The 20,002-nt window shown below is 29.6% G+C and carries 17 protein-coding genes; 16 read left to right on the top strand and 1 reads right to left on the bottom strand.

Translation table 11 applies throughout. The annotated features are described in order from the left end of the window. The first annotated feature begins 253 nt into the window (after positions 1–253). From CLCOS_RS01885 to CLCOS_RS01915, 7 genes are all read left to right on the top strand, one after another. Positions 254–1,819 (top strand): terminase large subunit domain-containing protein, encoded by a 1,566-nt coding sequence (locus tag CLCOS_RS01885; protein ID WP_063602068.1) that lies wholly within the window; start codon positions 254–256, stop codon positions 1,817–1,819. A gap of 15 nt (positions 1,820–1,834) precedes the next feature. Further along, positions 1,835–3,262 (top strand): phage portal protein, encoded by a 1,428-nt coding sequence (locus CLCOS_RS01890; protein ID WP_063602067.1) that lies wholly within the window; start codon positions 1,835–1,837, stop codon positions 3,260–3,262. Between the two features lie 836 nt (positions 3,263–4,098). After that, positions 4,099–4,782, top strand: coding sequence for a hypothetical protein (locus tag CLCOS_RS01895; protein WP_063602066.1), 684 nt, complete (start codon positions 4,099–4,101; stop codon positions 4,780–4,782). Positions 4,783–4,886: 104 nt separating this feature from the next. Then, positions 4,887–5,234 carry a hypothetical protein gene (locus CLCOS_RS01900; protein ID WP_063602065.1) on the top strand — a complete coding sequence of 116 codons (348 nt, stop codon included), beginning with the start codon at positions 4,887–4,889 and terminating at the stop codon, positions 5,232–5,234. Positions 5,235–5,245: 11 nt separating this feature from the next. Beyond that, positions 5,246–6,679 carry an Ig-like domain-containing protein gene (locus tag CLCOS_RS01905; RefSeq protein ID WP_063602064.1) on the top strand — a complete coding sequence of 478 codons (1,434 nt, stop codon included), beginning with the start codon at positions 5,246–5,248 and terminating at the stop codon, positions 6,677–6,679. 439 nt (positions 6,680–7,118) lie between these two features. Beyond that, complete coding sequence (locus CLCOS_RS01910) at positions 7,119–7,514, top strand: hypothetical protein (protein WP_082853602.1); 396 nt, start codon at positions 7,119–7,121, stop codon at positions 7,512–7,514. 511 nt (positions 7,515–8,025) lie between these two features. After that, positions 8,026–8,913 (top strand): DMT family transporter, encoded by an 888-nt coding sequence (locus CLCOS_RS01915; protein WP_063602063.1) that lies wholly within the window; start codon positions 8,026–8,028, stop codon positions 8,911–8,913. Between the two features lie 16 nt (positions 8,914–8,929). Here the strand turns inward: CLCOS_RS01915 and CLCOS_RS01920 are convergent, their stop codons facing one another. Further along, positions 8,930–9,508, bottom strand: coding sequence for a 5' nucleotidase, NT5C type (locus CLCOS_RS01920; protein ID WP_063602062.1), 579 nt, complete (start codon positions 9,506–9,508; stop codon positions 8,930–8,932). A gap of 224 nt (positions 9,509–9,732) precedes the next feature. Here CLCOS_RS01920 and CLCOS_RS01925 point away from each other — a divergent pair, with 224 nt between their 5' ends. From CLCOS_RS01925 to gpmI, 9 genes are all read left to right on the top strand, one after another. After that, a complete protein-coding gene (locus tag CLCOS_RS01925; RefSeq protein WP_242866994.1) occupies positions 9,733–10,392 on the top strand; it encodes an N-acetylmuramoyl-L-alanine amidase family protein in 660 nt (219 codons plus the stop codon). Positions 10,393–10,986: 594 nt separating this feature from the next. Continuing rightward, entirely contained in the window at positions 10,987–11,454 is a 468-nt protein-coding gene (gene trmL / locus CLCOS_RS01930) for a tRNA (uridine(34)/cytosine(34)/5-carboxymethylaminomethyluridine(34)-2'-O)-methyltransferase TrmL (RefSeq protein ID WP_063555147.1), read from the top strand. Between the two features lie 10 nt (positions 11,455–11,464). Next, the gene (locus tag CLCOS_RS01935; protein ID WP_063602061.1) at positions 11,465–12,304 is read left to right on the top strand and encodes a DegV family protein; all 840 of its coding nucleotides are present in this window, start codon (positions 11,465–11,467) and stop codon (positions 12,302–12,304) included. A gap of 172 nt (positions 12,305–12,476) precedes the next feature. Next, positions 12,477–13,838 (top strand): RNA polymerase factor sigma-54, encoded by a 1,362-nt coding sequence (gene rpoN / locus CLCOS_RS01940; RefSeq protein WP_192847932.1) that lies wholly within the window; start codon positions 12,477–12,479, stop codon positions 13,836–13,838. A 134-nt stretch (positions 13,839–13,972) separates the two neighbouring features. Then, a complete protein-coding gene (locus CLCOS_RS01945; RefSeq protein WP_063602059.1) occupies positions 13,973–14,995 on the top strand; it encodes a sugar-binding transcriptional regulator in 1,023 nt (340 codons plus the stop codon). A gap of 180 nt (positions 14,996–15,175) precedes the next feature. Continuing rightward, a complete protein-coding gene (gene gap / locus CLCOS_RS01950; protein ID WP_063555151.1) occupies positions 15,176–16,183 on the top strand; it encodes a type I glyceraldehyde-3-phosphate dehydrogenase in 1,008 nt (335 codons plus the stop codon). A gap of 120 nt (positions 16,184–16,303) precedes the next feature. Next, positions 16,304–17,500, top strand: a complete 1,197-nt coding sequence (locus CLCOS_RS01955) for a phosphoglycerate kinase (protein ID WP_063602058.1) — start codon at positions 16,304–16,306, stop codon at positions 17,498–17,500. A 21-nt stretch (positions 17,501–17,521) separates the two neighbouring features. Then, positions 17,522–18,268 carry a triose-phosphate isomerase gene (gene tpiA / locus CLCOS_RS01960; protein WP_063602057.1) on the top strand — a complete coding sequence of 249 codons (747 nt, stop codon included), beginning with the start codon at positions 17,522–17,524 and terminating at the stop codon, positions 18,266–18,268. A 25-nt stretch (positions 18,269–18,293) separates the two neighbouring features. Beyond that, positions 18,294–19,829, top strand: a complete 1,536-nt coding sequence (gpmI, locus tag CLCOS_RS01965) for a 2,3-bisphosphoglycerate-independent phosphoglycerate mutase (RefSeq protein ID WP_063602056.1) — start codon at positions 18,294–18,296, stop codon at positions 19,827–19,829. Positions 19,830–20,002: the final 173 nt, after the last annotated feature.

Genomic DNA, 20,002 nt, shown 5'->3' on the forward strand with positions numbered 1-20,002 from the left:
TGTACATCCATTTAAAATCTCCTATTAAAGTTTTTCAAGTTAACTTTAAAAACTTTAAAACTTATTTTAGAAGATTATCTCACATTTTTTAAACACTTTCTATCCAATTTCTTATTTGACGCTTACTTTATATCTATTAGAAAAGAATTAAAAACAAATAGTAATAATTTTGATGAACCTAAAGAAATAGATAAGGATAAACAAAAAGAAGAATTTGACAACTTGGATATATCAGAAGATTAGAGGTGTTTAAATGAATATTACAATTAAGCAAAAAATACAGAAGATTAATAATAGTCCTGTTTTATGGTTGAAAAATTTTGTTAAGATAGTAGATAATCATTCTGAAGAAGTACATTTTAAAGTAAATGAACAGCAAAAGGATTTTATAAAAAATAAGCAGAGATTTAATATTATTGGTAAGGGTAGACAACTTGGTATGACTACATTATCTCTTGGCCTGATGTTGTGGACTGCTATTACAAAACCTAATAAAAATTGTATTGTTTTATCCTATAGTGGTGATGCAGTAAATGAAGTATATACAAAACTTCAAAAAATGTATGAAAGTATACCTGAAAAATATACGGTTGGATATAGAAAATTTAACAGACATGAGTTATTGCTGAATAATGGAAGTAGGATAACAAATAGTACAGTTGGCACTAAGGAACTTGGAAGAGGAAGTACATACAGTTGGATACACTGTACCGAATTTGCCTTTTGGGAAAATGAACAAGATACAAAAGGATTATTGGCATTGGAACAAGCACTGGCTAAAGACAAGGATAGTTGTATTGTTATTGAATCTACAGCAAACGGATTAAGCAATAATTATTATCGTTTATTCATGAACGCTTATAAGAAACATAGTAAATATAAGGCGTTTTTTTATCCTTGGTATTCAGATAAAAAGCAATTTCATGATGATTATATAGAGGCCGAAACATGGTATAAAAGTGTCAATCATGGACATAGATTACCTTCTGATGATTTAACACCATATGAACAAAAATTATATAAAGATGGTGCTAGTATTCTACAGTTGGAGTGGAGACAATGGAAGTTACTTGATACACCTAAAGACCAATTTCGACAAGAGTTTCCTAGTACGCCAGAAGAAATGTTTATTTCTAGTGATGTTGGTGTATTTGATGAAAACACTATAACAGAGAGATATAATTATATTCCAGATATATTAAGTACAAAAGAAATAAAGGAGTTACCTTTATCATTACAAGTTTATTACGGTAATGGATTAAATATATATAAAGATGTAAAGAAAACTGAAAAATACTATGGCGGAATAGACGTAGGAGCAGGACTTAAAGGAGACTTTAGTTCTATTTGTATATTAGATAGTTCAGGAGAACAGGTTGCAACATTCAATAGGAATGATGTACCTGTTTATTTATTTGCAAAAATTTGTTATGACCTTGGATATTATTTTAATTATGCAATGCTATTGCCAGAACGTAATACATATGGCCTTGACTTAATTACTAGGTTAAGGAAGGAAATGGGATACATACAAATATTAAAAATTAAAAGGTTTGATAAGATTAAAGGCCAGAAAATTTGGGACTATGGTTGGTATACAGATAATGTAAGTAAAACTAAAATGGTAATGGATTATAAGGAAGCATTTGAAACTGGTATTGTACTTGTCAACGATAGAGATACATTAGACCAGATGCGAATATTTCAAGAGCATAACGGAAGTTTTGGCAATGAAAAAGGTTCACAAAATCATGATGACTTAGTTGATAGTTTTTGTTTAGCATTGCAATCGCTAAAGAGTGGAAAATCATATATATAGAAGGGAGATAAATAAATGGATTTACAAGAATATATTAATTTATATTATCCAAATAAATTAAATTGGTTTGTTGATGAATGTAATAAACAAATACATCAAGATAGAATTATGAATATGTTTAATATACAGGAATATTTAAATGGTAGTCATGCTATTCTTAATCGTGCTGATACTGTATATAATGGTAGAACATTTAAAACTACTAAAATTATGCTTCAGTATGCAAAGCCATTGATGGCATTTCAGAAGAGTTTTTTATTAAAAAATCCAGTAACATTGACTTGTGAAGATGATAATACATTAAAAGCAATGAATGATGTATATAAGCAGGGTAGATTTAATAGTATTGATAATAAAATACTTGATAAGATGAATAAATATGGCCTTGCAGCAGAATATTTATATATTGATACTGATATGAATATTAAAAGTAAAATAATACAACCTATAGACAGTTATCCAGTATTTAGTGATACAAATGATTATATTTGCTTTATAGAGCATTATACTATACTTGCAAGTGGTATAAGTTATTATAATGTATTCTATAATGATAGGGTAGAAGAATGGGATAATCAAGGTGGAGATGGGTTATATTTAAGAAATACATATAAAAATCTTAGTGGACTACCTATATTATATTGTAAACAGGAAAATGAAGAAGATGTTACTCAAGGTAGAAGTGATCTTGAAGATTATGTTAATATAATAGATAAGATGGAAGAATTATTATCTAAATATCATGACAGTTTTTATAAATTCCTTAACCCGATACCAGTTGTAACTGGTACTAAATTAAACATAGATAAGAATGGTAATGGTGCTATTGATAAGAATATAGTTGGTAATTGCCTACAACTTGATGATGGAAGTAATTTTGATTTAGTATTAAGTAAGATGGATATTAATAGTATGAAAGAAATGTATAAAATATTAATGAATAGTTTAATGGATATTAGCATGACACCAAACATTGCATTTAATGGTGGTAGCAATCCTGCAAACCTTGCAGAAGAAAGTATTAGAATGATGTATACATTGCCAGTATTAAAAGGCTCTATGAGTGCAGAATACTTGAAGCAAGGTTATTATATTAGGTGGGAACAGATAGAGAAGTTATTAAAGTATAAAGGTATTAATGCCGATGGATTAGTTGATTGTACGTTTAATATGAGTATACCGAGCAATGAGACAGAATTAGTTAATAATATAGTTAATCTGTATAATAATCACCTTATGAGCATTGATAGTGCAATTGAGCATAGTCCATACACAAATGACATACAAAGCGAGATTAAGGCAATACAAGCCAATAAGGACAGTGATAATAATATAGGTACTACTGATAAGGATAAAGGTACTGGTGCTGATTTAAGTAATTCTGAAGGTGCTGGTGATAATAATACTGTTGATAATAGCACTGATAATAATAGTAATGATTAAACATATATAGTTGATAATAATATCAATGTTGCTGATAATACATACACTAATTAAATAGTAAACACAATGAATTAAACAATTAGTAACTGATGATTATTATTAATTATAAATATATCTGAAAGTGTTGATATTGGTGGGTAGTAGAAGTGAGGTATTAGGGAACATTTGTTTGTACCATGTGTTACGGAAAATTGGAGAATTTTAAAAAAGTAATTAAAAAAAGTTTTTAAAAATTCAAAAAAATTCGGAAGTCATGTTCCGTTACATCCGAAAGTTGAGTAATAATAAGTAATATATATAATACTTATTATATGAAATTATCCAATTATGTAAATATATTATAATAAATATACATAAGCGTGGAATTTTATACAATGGTAAATAGTTACATTTTAATGCATATATGCACTGACATACATAGTTTTCTGTATAAATATGCTGAATAAATCTAAATGAGAATATATACAGTTACGAAATAAAAAAACGAAGTTCGTGTTAAGCCAATAGTATCAATGGATAATGACTATTTTAATAAACTTGATTAAGTTCGCTAAGGGTTTATTTAGCGAAGTTGATGTATCAATTGAATTATATTATCATTTAGCAATCCTTTTAAAAATGTATAAAATTTCATGAGGCACTACTGTAATATAGGGGTGACTTGAGATAAAATTTTGGTTTTATTTGAACTCATTACCCCTTTTTTTAAATGATGCTTTTTAGTTAATCCAATTTTACACACACCAAAAATTTTAATATTTTAGCAGGATTTGACTATAGATTATAGAATATTATATATGAAATGCTAGTAAATTGTTAAGAAAGTAGGGATTATATTGAAAATGGATGAATTGGGAAACGGTGGTTATGATAAAGGTGAACTTATAGGCAAAATTATCTTTTATGTACTTCAGTATGAAGGTGACGATTTTATTGCTAAAATTAACAATACTGAACCTAAAGGTCACAAAAATCTTTATAACAAATATAGAAATCAATATATTGATAAAATTTTTAGTGATTTTAAAGCATATATGGGAGAAAAATTTAATCTAACAGAAAAGAGTAAAATGGACTATATTGAATATGCTAAAGATGAAAACGTAAATTTAAAGGTTCGACTAAAAAAAGATCCTTATAAGTATAGTGATATGTTTTTTATGTCATTTGAATATAATAATAAAAATTTCCAATATGAATTGAGTATTAATCCTAATCGTGAATTTACAGAAATAGAAGATTGGACACTAGATTGGACAATAGGTTGTGGTACTGTTCGTGAGCCAACAGCAAATTATAGAAATATAAATATAAATGAATTAGACGAAGATATTAAGTTTTTTAAACGTGAAAAAGATTTTTTAGAAGATGCACATAATAAAAATAGTGAATTAATTAAAGATATTAAAATGATGCCATTCCATATAGAGGTTGGAATAAGGGAAGGGGATTTTTTAACAAATAAATCAGATATAAAAGAGGTTATAGATTACTTATTAGAACAAATTGATAAAAAGTAACTTGAAGAATAATTAATACTAGGGGTTATCTCAAGATAAATAAAATATTATGAGATAACCTAATTTTATACCCAAAAATAATATTTAAAGAAGGGAATGATTAAATGACTAATATAGATAGGCTAAAAATGGAAATAGAAAGTATTACTCTTACAGATGAACAATTATCTATATATTTACAAGAGAACGACTTAACGTCAACAAATGAATACACTCCGACATCCAATATAAATAAAAAGAATATATATAGAACTGCATTATCAATACTTGAGTCCATAGCAAATAATCCAACATACATGAGAAATGTTAAAAATAATGATATGACAATAACTGAATTCAGTAAAAATATAAATAATAGAATTGACTCTTTAGATAGAAAAATACGTCTAATGTCGAGTGATGATAATGATAATGGTACTGGAGCAAGTTTTGTATATTTGTTTACAGAATAGAAGGTGATTAAATGATAAATGATTATTTTTCTATAGCACCAACTTATTTATTCATGATTAATCAGTTTGGAAAAACAATTGAATATAAACATGGGACTACTTTTTTAGGAATAGTCCAAGAAATAGATGATAAATTACAAAGTATTGATAGTAAATACCTTTTAACAGTAGAAGATTTGAAACAAGGCACTGAAATATCATGTGATGATGTAAATTATTTGGTTATGACCAGAAATGAAAAAGTAAATGGAGTTTATTATAAGTACACAATACAGAAATGCCCTTATGATATTAATTTTGTAGCAGGGGGTGTACTTCAAAGAATACCATCAATAATACAAACTAAAACTATAGATATACAAACAAACCAAAGTATTATATTGCCAGAAGGTAAAATTATTATTACTATAAGTAGGAACAATACAACGAACAAAATAGCAGTCAATGACAGATTTATTGCTATGGGAAGTGCATGGAAAATTTCTGGACTTGATAAATCATGCGAAGGAATAATCAAAGTCAATGCAGATATAGACCAAATAATGACAGGTGATGATATAATTAATGAAATACCTAATAATACTCAAAAACCTTCTTATTCATTTACTGTAAATCCCGCATCTGTTTCTATAAAGAAGGGACAAACACAACAATTAACTGTAGTTGTATCTGAAAATGGCACTCAAATAGAAAATCCTACATTAATATATAAATCAAATAATGATAATATAGTAACTATTTCTGATACTGGGATGATTACTGGAATTGGTGAAGGTTCTTGTAATATAAAAATATCTTATATTGGCGATTATAACACAGCAAGTACAAGTATTAATATAGAAGTAGCACCAGCAGAAGCAGAGCATAATTATGTACTATCTGTAAGTCCAGAAAGTATTAATATAGATAATGGAAAGACTCAGCAAATAACAGCAATAGTAAGTGATAAGGGAACTGCAATAAGTTTACCAACTTTTATATATTCAAGCGATAATACAAGTGTTGCAACTGTAAGTAATACGGGGCTTGTTTCAGGTATAAGCGTTGGAAGTGCTAATATTATTGTAAATTACATAGGATTAGACAATAAAACTTATTCTAAGACGATACCAGTTACAATTACAGCACAATTAGTTAAAACTATAGGAATTACACTTAATTCAACAGATACTACACTTAATCCTAATAAAATTAAAATAAATCATACTCAAAATTATATTATTAGTGAAACCGATAGCAATGGCAATGTTATAAATGATACATTTACGGTTACAGGAAGTGGATGTGATCCAAGTTATTATTCTTTGACTATAACTGATGGTAATAATTTTAGTATCAATAATTTAAAAGGTACAGGTAGTCAATATTTAACTGTAACTGCTACAAGCAAAACAAATCCTTCTATTAGTGGAACTATCAAAATTAATTTAGCAGCAAGGTGGTAAACCTATCTTGACAAGATAATTATGAAGAGGTATGCTTAAATTAATTTAAAAAAGTAGATATAATCTTAATAGGGAACTTAGATTATTTCTTATTAGGAATAGAGATATATCAATGGATAAAGAACTATTGATTTTTATTAAAGATTCAGGTTCTAGTGAGGGAAACTTCATGCAGGTTCAAGTCCTGTTATCCGCACCAAAGTCAATGATTAACAGTATTAATTAAATTTTAATATAAAAATTTTATACACTAGAACTTAAAGAATTATTTGAGTGACTGGTGTATTTTTGTCTTATAATAGAACTTTGAAGTAGCAGAGGATGTTGATATGTGAAAGCTATGGGGTACAAAAATAACTAATTTTCTACAAAATATTTACTACTTGTCCCAAAAGTTATAAGATTATAGGAGCAGATATTTTGTAGAGGAGATGGGAAAATGGAAGGTATGGATGATAAATTAATTCAAGTTGGAAGGTTTTATCAAAAATTAAATGATATAATTGGTTCAAATTTACCATTACAAAAAATATATCGCTCCAAAGGACTTCCAGCCCATTTAATAAAGGAAAAACATTTTAATTGTTTAAAACATATAGATGATATATCAAATATCATAAAAAATCCTGATTATGTCGGGATAAATCCAAATGAAAAAGGAGATACTGTAGAATTAATTAAAGTACTTGATAAAAATATCCTAGTTGGAATAAAGTTAGATGTTGATGAAAATTATTTATATGTATCTACAATGTATGACATTCAAGAATCAAAGCTTCGTCGAAGGTTACATAGTGGAAGAGTTAAGAAATTTATTATTGACAAAAATAAGTAAAGAATGTATAATAACTGTGACAAGTGAATATGATAATTATAGGATTATTGAGGTCGGAAATGGTTCCCGACACACTCGAAAGAGTACCTGAGATGATGGATACACCGCCCATCCGATAATCCAAGTGTATATAAGACCTCTGATTGATTTTGGGGGCCTTTTGCTATGCTTAAATTTTTTTGAATTAATATGTAGTGTCAGTTAAAAATTTTAAGGAGCTTATATAAATATAGATCAGGATTAAATAGAATAGTATATTACATTTTGCTGTGATATACTAAAACATAAATATACATCAAATAAGTTCTAGTGAGAAGCTTATGGATGTTTAGTTTATTTGCATCATGATGTTATGAAAGGTGGAAAAAATATATATGTATTTTTCAGATTTATTTGAAAATGACCAAACAGTTGTATTTTTATAATCCAGGATGAAGGTTGAGTGTTTGTTTAAAATACCTTCTCATAGGCGTTAACTTATATAATTATAAGAAGATGGAGGTATTTAAAAATGAAAAAAAGATTGATTGGATCAATGTGCTTATTCTTAGCAGCTTGTATATGGGGTGGAATGTATGTAGTTAGTAAATATATATTGGAATTTATTTCTCCAATTACACTTGTGTGGATTAGATATGCAATTGCTTTTGTAGTTTTATTTTTAATACTTATGTTTTTTAATTATAAAAAAGGACGTAAGGTAGTTATAAAGAAGAAGGATTGGCTTCTCATTGCATGGATAGGATTTATAGGGTATTTTATTTCTATATGTCTCCAGTTTATGGGAACAAAATTATCAGATGCTCATATGGGATCATTAATTACAGCATCTACACCTGTATTTGTGATTATATTTGCTAGATTCATACTTAAGGAGTTATTTACAAAGAAAAAAATAATTTCTCTTATACTTGCTACCTTTGGTGTCATCATAGTTATTGGATTGGATTCCATGTTTATGAAACATCTTTTAGGAAATATAATTCTTGTTGGAGCTGCTGTGACTTGGGCGCTAGCGTCTGTTTATTTAAAAATAGTATCTAAACGATTTAATTCACTGATTATAACTACATATGCAATGCTATTTGCTTTAATCTTTACCACTCCACTTATGCTCACACAGCATAACAATTTTACCTTAATATTAAATAACAGAAATCTTATACTTGGGATTATCTATCTTGGAGTTGTATCTACAGCAGGAGCATTTTTTTTGTGGAATAAAGGTATTGGACTTATGGATGTAGGAATTGGATCACTATTTTTATTTTTTCAGCCTGTTACGGGTTCAATTTTTGGATGGCTCTACCTCCACGAGCAGCTTACATTTGGCTTTTTTATAGGTGGGACACTTATAGTAATAGCAGTGATTATAGCTATCACAAAAGAGGATAATTGATGAATTGAAAATGCTGTTACATGGCTTTTTCTTGTAACAGCATTTTTTTTATAGTAGTATATATTTCATTCCAATTTAATACCCTGGTGATGTTTTGATTTAAAGGAAGGCGGTTGTAGTTTGTGTCTATTAGTAGTACTTTAAAGTTACTTTTAGATAATTCAATGGCATTTTCATAACTATCTTCTATAAATATGTCACAGTTTAAACTTTTAGCTGTATCTACTTTATGAGTAGAACCAAGAACGTAAACACCATCATAAGGTATTTCATATTTATTCAAGTATTTATGTGTTATAATTTCCAGACATTTTTCACGAGCAGTTACAAAATAAATATTATTTAATTTTGCGAGTTTTTGTGTAACTTCTACGGCATCTTTTCTTATTGTCTCTTCAGTATGAAGTTTAAATTTAATTTTATTGTAAAAATCTATATACTCATCTCTTGTTATTCCAATAATTTTATGAAGTTCATATTGGGTTACTTTATCGGCAGTTATATTCTTATTAAAGTATTTATTGGCACTTTCTATCCAGTAATATGGGTCTGTAATTGTTCCATCAATGTCTATACATATATTCATATTTTTGATACCTCCTATAACAAATATACTAATATATAATTATTAATAGCATATTAAAACAAAATTAAATCTGTGTAAAAATATAATTTGCTAGAAGAATAATATTAACTGGAATATTAAGGAAACAAATGATATAATGTACATATCATAAAAAACAAAAAAGGGACAGTGATATTATGAGAATTGACAGCAGAAAAAAGCTAATGTTTTCCTGCATTTTTTTAATTTTGATAATGTTTATTTTTGGAAAAAATATTAAAATATTGAATCAAGTTAGCTCTATGAAGGTAGCTGCATCTCCTGTAGTTAAAATGTCAAATAATCATAGTTCATCTAAAAAGTATCGTATAGTACTTGACCCTGGTCACGGAGGAATAGATAGAGGGACAAGCTATGGAAATATGAATGAAAAGGACTTAACTTTAAAGATAGCAAAGTATGCTGAGTCTTATTTAAAGAGTCAGGGAGATGTAGTATTTTTGACTCGAGATAAGGACAAGCTGGTACCACTTAAAGAAATAGGTAATAAAACAAATTCTTATCATGCAGATGTTTTTGTTTCAATTCATGTAAATTCTTTAAATGATAAAAACTTTAATGGAATAACTGCATTATATTATGATGTGAACGGATATCAAAAATCTGAAAGGATAAGATTAGCAAAGACAATAGAAAGTCAGGCAGTAAAAAATGATGGTTGGGAAAGTAGGGGTATAAGAAGACAAAATCTAGCAGTACTAAGATATAGTAAAATACCTGGGGTACTTATGGAATGTGGATTTATAACTAATGATGAAGATAGAAAAAGGTTGTCAAATGATGATGTATTAAAAAGACTTGCAAAAAATATTTCAGATGGCATAATAAAATATTTAAATGAAAATCCTCAATGATCGTCAATGTAGGTATTACTAAACAAAAAATCAACTTATACTCTGGATATTTTTTACAAACTTCAGCTCGTTAAATATTTTGATAAGTCTAAGAAAAAAATTCTAAAAAAGCTAAGAACTTTTGAAAACTCGTACCTCAGACAATTCAAAAGTTCTAAGTTTTTACGAATTTTTTTCTTAGACTTATGTACAAAATATTTAAAAGAACTTTATTATTGTAAAAATATGCCTTCGTATAAGTTGATTTTTAAGTTAGAATACACATATAAATCTACATATGGATCATAAAGTTTAAAATTAAATCTATAATTACTCAAAATTGCTATTGAAAAGTTAATCTTAAATAATCCACAACTGTGGATAGATTCCATGAGGTACGAAGGAAATCGTCATTATTTGAACTTTGATATTTGGACTTTAAACTTTTTTAAAACTTTGCAGCATTGAATTCTAATTGTAGAGTTAAAAGTATGCTCTTTACTGAAACATCAATATGGAGTAATATATTTAATAGGACTTTTGAACTAATGAGTCCATAAACTTAAAGAAATTATTATTTATATTTTATATGTTGTAATAGAGGAGGAAATAAAATTGAGTTTAAATATAGTGTTATTTCAGCCTGAAATACCACAAAATACAGGGAACATTGCTAGAACATGTGTACTTACAGGATCCAAGCTCCATCTGATAAAACCTTTAGGTTTTAGTTTAGATGAAAAACATTTGAGAAGGGCAGGTCTTGACTATTGGAAGTATCTCGATTTAACTTTATATGATTCTTATGAAGAGCTTAGAGAAAAATATAAAGATGGTACTTTTTATTTTTCCACTACTCATGGAAAAAACTTTTATCATGAAGCCAAATTTAAAGACGGTGATTTTATAGTATTTGGAAGGGAAACCTGTGGTTTGCCAGATGAAATAAGAGACAGTGCCCCTGAAAAATGTATAAGAGTTCCTATGATAAAAACAAGCACTCGTTCCTTAAATTTATCTAATACCGTAGCAATAGTTGCCTATGAGGCTTTAAGGCAGATAGACTTTCCGGATATGAAATAAGGAGTAAGCTATGGAAAAAATAAAGATAATAACAGATAGTACAGCAGATTTACCTGAATATATATTAAAAAAGTACGATATAGAGGTACTTCCTCTTATTATTAATTTTGGTGAAGAATCTTATAGGGATGGAATTGATATAGATATTTATACACTTTTTAATAAAATGGAAAATAGCAGTATTTTTCCTGCAACGGCTCAAGTAAATCCACAGGTGTTTTTGGATTGTTATAGTTCTTATATAAAAAAGGGTTATAAAATAATTTCTATTCATCTTTCATCAAAAATGAGTGGTACTTATCAATCTGCATGCATTGCCAAAGAAACCCTTAAATCAGAGGATATAGTTGTAATAGATAGTATGAATGTAACTTCTGGACTTGGAATTCAAGTTATTAAGGCTGCAAAATTAAAAGGAGCAGGACTTGGAATAAAAGAAATAGAAAAGGAAGTTAAGAAAATTTCTCCCCATATAAAAAGTACTCTTGCCTTTAACGGCTTAGATAACCTTGTAAGAGGAGGACGTCTTTCTAAAACAGCTGGAGTTATAGGAAACATTTTGGGGATAAAGATAATAGTCGAAGTGAAAGATGGAGAAATGTCAGTAGTTGACAAGGTAAGAGGAAGCAAGAAAGTTCTTAGAAGTATGTTAAATTACCTTGATCAAAAAGGAATAAAAAATGCTGAAGATTTGATATTACTTCATGTAGGAGAAGTGGATATATTGGATTCTCTGAGGGAAAATTTAAATGAGAAAAAATTAGATTTTATAGAATGTGAAGTAGGATGTACAGTTGGAGTACATTCGGGATCAGGAGCTTGTGGAGTATTTTTTGTAGAGGATTATTAACATATATGTAAAGTCTGCAATTTGTAATTTAAGCATTGTAAAGTATTTCATGTATATTACAAATTGCAGAAAAAATAAACGAAATAAAATTTTTTACAGCTTCATGATATAATAAAATAAGGAAGCTGTTTTTTTAGTAAAATGTGAGAATGGGAGGTATATAAAAATGAACATGGATTTTGGACTTAATTTAACTCAAGAACAAAAGTTAATCATGACTCAGCAAATGCAATTATCTATAAAAATGCTTCAGATGTCAAGCTTTGAACTCCAAGAATATATAGAAAAAGAGTTTCAACAAAACCCTGTCCTTGATGTTAAGGAACCGGACTCTACTGAGATAGAAAAAGACAAATTGGATTATAAGGAAATTATAAAGAGTCTTAATTCAAATAATTTTAGTCATCAAAGCTATCAAAAAAGTGACGAAGAAGAAGTGTCTCCTTTTAACTTTATTTCTCACAAAAAGTCCTTAAAGGAATATTTAAAAGAGGAAATAATGGGCTTAAATGAAAAGGATTACGTTAAATCTATATGTTCCTATATTATAGAAAACATAGATCATAGAGGATATTTAGTTATAGAAGAAGGAGAAATAGAAAATGACCTTAAGATTTCAACAAAGCTTGTAAAGTACTGTATAGGTATAATTCAAACTTTAGAACCTTATGGAATAGGTGCCAGGAATTTATCAGAATGTCTGAGGATACAGGCAAGACAAAGAAAAGTAAAGGATGAAAATATATTTATAATAATAGACAAATATTTAGAGCTAATTGCGGAAAATAAATATAATGTTATAGCAAAAAACATAGGAATAAATGTAAAACAAGCTCAGGAATATGGTGATATTATAAAAACTTTTGATCCAAAGCCTTCTAGAGGATTTTATACAGGAGAAGATGTAAAATATATAATTCCAGATGCGTATATAGAAAAAATTGGAGACAAATACTATATAATTATGAATGACGATTTAACACCAAGACTAATCATAAATTCAGTATATAAAGATATAGTTGAAAATCAGGAGGACAAAGAAGCTGCGGATTATGTAAAAGAAAAATTAAACAGCGCGGTATTTCTTATAAAAAGTATACAACACAGAAAAAGTACTATATATAAGGTGTTACAAAAGATATTGGATTTGCAAAGGGATTATTTTGATTATGGAGAAAGATATTTAAAACCAATGACTCTAAAGGATATAGCAAGTAGTATGGACATGCATGAATCTACTATAAGCAGGGCTATAAGGGATAAGTATATATATACAAGTAGGGGAACAATAAAAATAAAGGACTTATTTACCACAGGGATATCAAAAGGGTTTGATGGAGAAGATGTGTCTGTATTAATTATTAAAAAGAATATTGAAAAAATAATAAATGAAGAAGATAAGAAGAAACCTTTATCTGACCAACAAATATGTGATTTAGTTAATCAACAAGATATGAATATTTCTAGAAGAACTGTAGCAAAATATAGGGAGGAGATGGGTATAAAATCATCAAAAGGGAGAAGAAGATTTTAATATTCTCCCTAATATTTATAATTGTTGTTAAATTTTTTTCATATTTCTATTTAAAAAATCATTCATATGTTTTATAATATAGGTGGGACAATTAATAATGTAGTGGGACTTATTTTGACCAGGGAGGCACAGCAGTGGAAGATGTACTTAAATTTGAGCAGAGAATAGTACCTGAATTGGTAAAACTATTAGAGAAAAGATATAACATTTTAAGGACTATATACTATAACCAACCTGTGGGAAGGAGAGTATTAGCCAATAACCTAGGTATAGGTGAGAGGATTGTTAGAACTGAAATAAATTTTCTTAAAGCTCAAGGCTTTATTGAAATAAACACTCCTGGTATGACTATAACGTCAGATGGAGAAGAAATTATAAACAAACTTAAGGATTTTATACATGAACTAAGGGGATTGTCTAAGATTGAGAAATTTATAAAGGATAATCTACATTTAGAAAATATCATAATTGTTCCCGGAAATTGTGATGAAGATATAACTGTGTTAAATGAAATAGGAAGAGCTGCTGCAAGTTATCTTAAGAATGTGTTAAAAAGTAATGATGTGATTGCAATTACTGGTGGATCCACTATAAAAGAAGTAATTGATAATATGCCTAAAGTTTCCAACATAAAGGATATATTAGTTGTGCCAGCTAGAGGTGGCATGGGTAAAAATGTTGAAACTCAAGCAAATACCCTATCTGCCAGATTAGCAGAAAAATTAGAGGGTACTTATAAATTACTTCATGTTCCTGATAACTTAAGTGATAATGCGTTAAAGGCAATTATTGAAGAAAAAGATATACAGGATATATTAAAAAGTATATCGAATGCAAATATACTTATGTACGGCGTAGGAATGGCTTGTAAGATGGCAAAAAGAAGAGGATTACCAGAAGAAAAGATAAATAAGATCCAGGCAGATGGAGCAGTAGGCGAAGCTTTTGGATGTTACTTTGATAGAAATGGAAATGTAGTATATTCTACTCCAAGCATAGGAATAGTAAATGAAGAAATAGGTAAAATAGAGATATTGATGGCTGTAGCTGGAGGAGGTAGTAAGGCTGAGGCTATTCTTGCTACAGTAAGAAATAATCATAATGGTATCCTTATTACAGATGAAGGTGCTGCTGGGGAAATTGTTAAATTTATCTGATGGCTACCTACTGTAATATTCCTACTTCTATCAAAGTAGGAGCTAACAGTAGCTACGCCCCTAGATAATTCATCTAAACTTAGTGGGAGAAACAAATTCCCACTAAGTAAGATTCATTGATAAAGTAAACACAATATATTATTTTAAAATAAATATTTAATTTTTTAGGAGGAATTATAAATGGTTAAGGTTGGAATTAATGGTTTTGGAAGAATAGGAAGGAATGTATTTAAAGCATTAGTAAAAAGATATGCTAATGAATTACAGGTTGTAGGTATCAATGATTTAACTGATGCAAAAACATTAGCTCACTTATTAAAATATGATTCTTTATATGGTAGATTTGATGGAACTGTAGAAGCAAAAGAAAATTCTATAGTTGTAAATGGAAATGAAATAAAAATATTTGCAGAAAGAGATCCTAAAAATATAGATTGGAATTCATTAGGTGCTGAAATAGTTATAGAATCCACTGGACTTTTCACAGATGCTACAAAAGCCAATGCACATTTGGGAGGATCAGTTAAAAAGGTTCTTATATCTGCTCCAGCTAAAAATGAAGATGCAACAATAGTTATGGGAGTTAATGAAGAAACTTATGATGCTTCTAAACATAATATAATTTCAAATGCATCTTGTACTACAAACTGTCTTGCACCATTTGCTAAAATATTAGATAGAGAATTTAAGATAGTAAAAGGGCTTATGACTACAGTACATTCATATACAGGCGACCAAAGACTTTTAGATGCTCCTCATAGAGATATGAGAAGAGCTAGAGCAGCTTGTGAATCTATGATTCCAACTACTACAGGAGCAGCAAAGGCAGTTGCACTTGTACTTCCTCAATTAAAGGGAAAATTAAATGGATTTTCTCTTAGAGTACCTACACCTACAGTATCATGTACAGACTTAGTTGCAGAACTTTCAAGAGATGTAACAGTAGAAGAAGTAAATGCAGCATTCAAAAAAGCTGCTGAAACTGATATGAAGGGAATATTAGGATACAGTGATGAACCTTTGGTATCTGTAGATTATAGAGGAGATGAAAGATCTTCTATAGTGGATGGACTTTCAACTATGGCTATAGGTGGAAACATGGTTAAAGTTGTTGCTTGGTATGATAACGAATTTGGATATTCAAATAGATTAGCAGATTTAACTAAATACGTTGCCGACAGACTATAATAGTATAGGGCCTGGTTTTGTAGTTTTGGCTATGAGGCCGGGCTTTTTTACTACAATAATTTTAAAATCAGTTGTATAATGTTACCGTGAAATAAATTTATGAAGGAGTTGGGAACAGATATGGCTTTTAATAAAAAGACAATTGAGGATGTAGATGTAAGTGGAAAAAGAGTACTTGTTAGATGTGATTTTAATGTTCCACTGAAAGATGGAAAGATAACAGATGAGAATAGGATTATCGGTGCACTTCCAACTATACAATATTTACTGGAGAAAAATGCAAAGGTTATACTTTGCTCACATCTTGGAAAACCAAAGGGAGAGCCAAAACCAGAAATGTCACTGCTTCCAGTTTCAAAAAGGCTTTCAGAACTTTTAAAAAAAGAAGTTGTATTTGCAGCAGATGATGTTGTGGTAGGAGAAAATGCCAGGGCTGCAGTTAAGAATATGAAAAATGGAGATGTAGTCCTTCTTGAAAACACAAGATATAGAAAAGAAGAAACTAAAAATGAAGACAATTTTTCAAAAGAACTTGCATCCCTTGCTGAAATATTTGTAAATGATGCTTTTGGTTCAGCTCATAGAGCACACTGCTCTACTGTAGGAGTTGCTAAATTTTTGGATACCGCCGTATGTGGGTACTTAATTCAAAAGGAACTTAAATTTTTAGGAAATGCAGTAGAAGATCCAACAAGACCATTTATTGCTATATTAGGTGGTGCTAAGGTTTCTGATAAAATTAATGTAATAAATAATTTGCTTGAAAAGGTAGATACCCTTATAATTGGAGGAGGAATGAGTTATACTTTTTCAAAAGCTAAAGGTCACTCTATAGGAACTTCTCTACTAGAAGAGGATAAATTGGAGTATGCCAGGCAGATGATAGATAAGGCAAAAGATAAAGGAGTAAAGTTGCTTTTACCTGTAGATACTGTAATAGCAGATAAATTTGATGCAAATGCAAAACCTATAGTTACAGATGGAGTAGATATAAAAGATGGTTATATGGGACTTGATATTGGACCAAAAACCGCTAAGTTATATGAAGAAACTATAAAAGATGCAAAAACTGTAGTATGGAATGGACCTATGGGAGTATTTGAATTTGAAAACTTTGCAAAGGGTACTTTTGCTGTAGCTAAAGCAATGGCTGAATCTGAAGCAACTACAATCATAGGTGGTGGAGATAGTGCTGCAGCTGTAAATCAACTTGGTTTTGGAGATAAGATGACTCATATATCTACAGGTGGAGGAGCTTCTCTTGAGTTTTTAGAGGGAAAAGAGCTGCCAGGAATAGCAGCCTTAAACGATAGATAGAAATAAAGGGAGGTAATTTATATGAGAAAGGCAATAATAGCTGGAAATTGGAAAATGAATAAGACTGTAACTGAAGCACTGAAGTTAGTTGAAGAGTTAAAACCTCTAGTAAGTGATGCGAAATGTGATGTAGTTGTATGCCCTCCTTATGTTTGTTTAGATGCAGTTGTCAAAGCAGTAAAGGGAAGTAACATAAAAGTAGGAGCACAAAATATGCATTATGAAGAAAGTGGTGCGTACACTGGAGAAGTAGCTCCTAATATGCTTAAGGATATTGGAATAGATTTTGTAATAATTGGGCACAGTGAGAGAAGGCAATATTTTAATGAGACAGACGAGTCAATTAATAAAAAAGTGAAAAAAGCTTTTGAATATGATATAAATCCTATAGTTTGTTGTGGAGAGACTTTAGAAGAAAGAGAATCAGATGTAACAGAAGAAGTTTTAGGGAAACAGATAAAGATTGATCTTGCGGGACTTGAAAAAAGTCAGGTGGAAAAGTTAGTTGTAGCATACGAACCAATATGGGCTATAGGTACGGGAAAAACTGCTACAGATAAACAGGCAAATGATACTATAGCTTATATTAGAAGTGTAATTGCCAAAATGTATGGCAGGGAAACAGCGGAGAAAACAAGAATTCAATATGGTGGTTCTGTGAAACCGGCTACAATTAAAGCTCAGATGGCACAGTCAGATATAGATGGAGCGTTAGTTGGAGGAGCTAGTTTAAAGTCAGAAGACTTTGCAAAAATAGTTAATTACTAAATTTTATTGTATTTTGGAGGCAAAGATGAAAAAGAAACCAGTAATGCTTATGATATTAGATGGTTTTGGAATATCTGAAAAAGCAGAGGGAAATGCAATTAAAGCGGCCCATAAGCCTAATTTTGATAAATATTATAAAAATTATTCTCATACTGAGTTAGGAGCTAGTGGATTAAGTGTAGGTCTTCCAGAAGGACAGATGGGCAATTCTGAGGTTGGACATCTAAATATAGGTGCAGGAAGAATTGTGTATCAAGCACTGACTAGAATTACAAAGTCCATAGAAGAAAGAGATTTTTTCAAAAATGAAGCTCTAAATAAAGCTATGGATAATTGTCTTAAAAATAATTCATCCCTCCATCTTTTGGGACTTTTATCACCAGGGGGAGTACATTCTCATACGGACCATTTGAAAGGACTTCTTAAATTAGCCAAGGAAAAAGGTCTAGAGGACGTATATATTCATGCGTTTACTGATGGAAGGGATGTACCTCCTTCTTCTGCTGGATCCTATATAAAAGATATGGAAAGTTACATAAAGCAAATAGGACTTGGAGAGATAGCAACAGTATCGGGAAGGTATTATGCTATGGACAGAGACAATAGATGGGAAAGGGTGGAGCTTGCATATAATGCACTTGTATATGGTCAAGGAAAAAAAGCAAAGAGTGCCTTGGAAGCAGTTCAAAATTCCTATGAAGATGGTAAAACTGATGAATTTATAATTCCAACAGTAATTGAAGAACGTGGAAATCCAATTGCTACTATAAAAGATGAGGATTCTGTAATATTTTTTAACTTTAGACCTGATAGAGCAAGGCAGCTTACGCGAGCTATAAATGATAAGGTATTTAAAGGATTTAAAAGAAATAATTTAAATATTGAATTTGTAACTATGACAGAATATGATTCTACTCTGGAAAATGTGGATGTAGCCTTTAAAAATGAACTACATAAAAACACATTGGGAGAATATCTCAGCAGTAAAGGAAAGAGACAACTTAGAATAGCAGAAACTGAGAAATATGCCCATGTGACTTTTTTCTTCAATGGTGGAGTTGAAAAACCAAATGAAAATGAAGATAGAGATCTCATTCCTTCACCTAAAGTTGCCACTTATGATTTAAAGCCTGAAATGAGTGCTAGAGAGGTAACAAGTGAAGTATTAAATAAATTAAATCAAGATAAATATGATACTATAATATTAAATTTTGCTAATCCTGATATGGTAGGTCATACAGGAAAATTTGAGGCTGCAAAAAAAGCAGTGGAAGCAGTAGATGAATGTTTGGGGAAGATTGTAGATGAAGTTTTAGAAAAAGATGGAACAGTATTTATAACAGCAGATCATGGAAATTGTGAGCAAATGACAAATTATTCTACAGGAAGTCCTATGACAGCACACACTACAAATGAAGTCCCATTTTTATTTGTATCAAATAACTCAAAACCTTTGAGACAAGATGGGATATTAGCAGATATTTCTCCTACAATACTTGATGTTATGGGACTAGAGAAGCCTTCAGAAATGACAGGTAAAAGTCTCATATTAAAAGATTAAACTTAATTAGCTGATTTTTTAAATATGTATATAAAATTAAAATAAGTAGGTAATTGCGAAACTCACTGATAAAAATGAATAAAAGATGTTTAGAAGTTGCAAAAGCATTGTTAGAAGTTTAAAGACAAATTTTTATGATTTGAAATAACCATATTGATAAAAAAAGGCGAAAT

The organism is Clostridium coskatii (assembly GCF_001675205.1).
Classification (GTDB): domain Bacteria; phylum Bacillota; class Clostridia; order Clostridiales; family Clostridiaceae; genus Clostridium_B; species Clostridium_B ljungdahlii.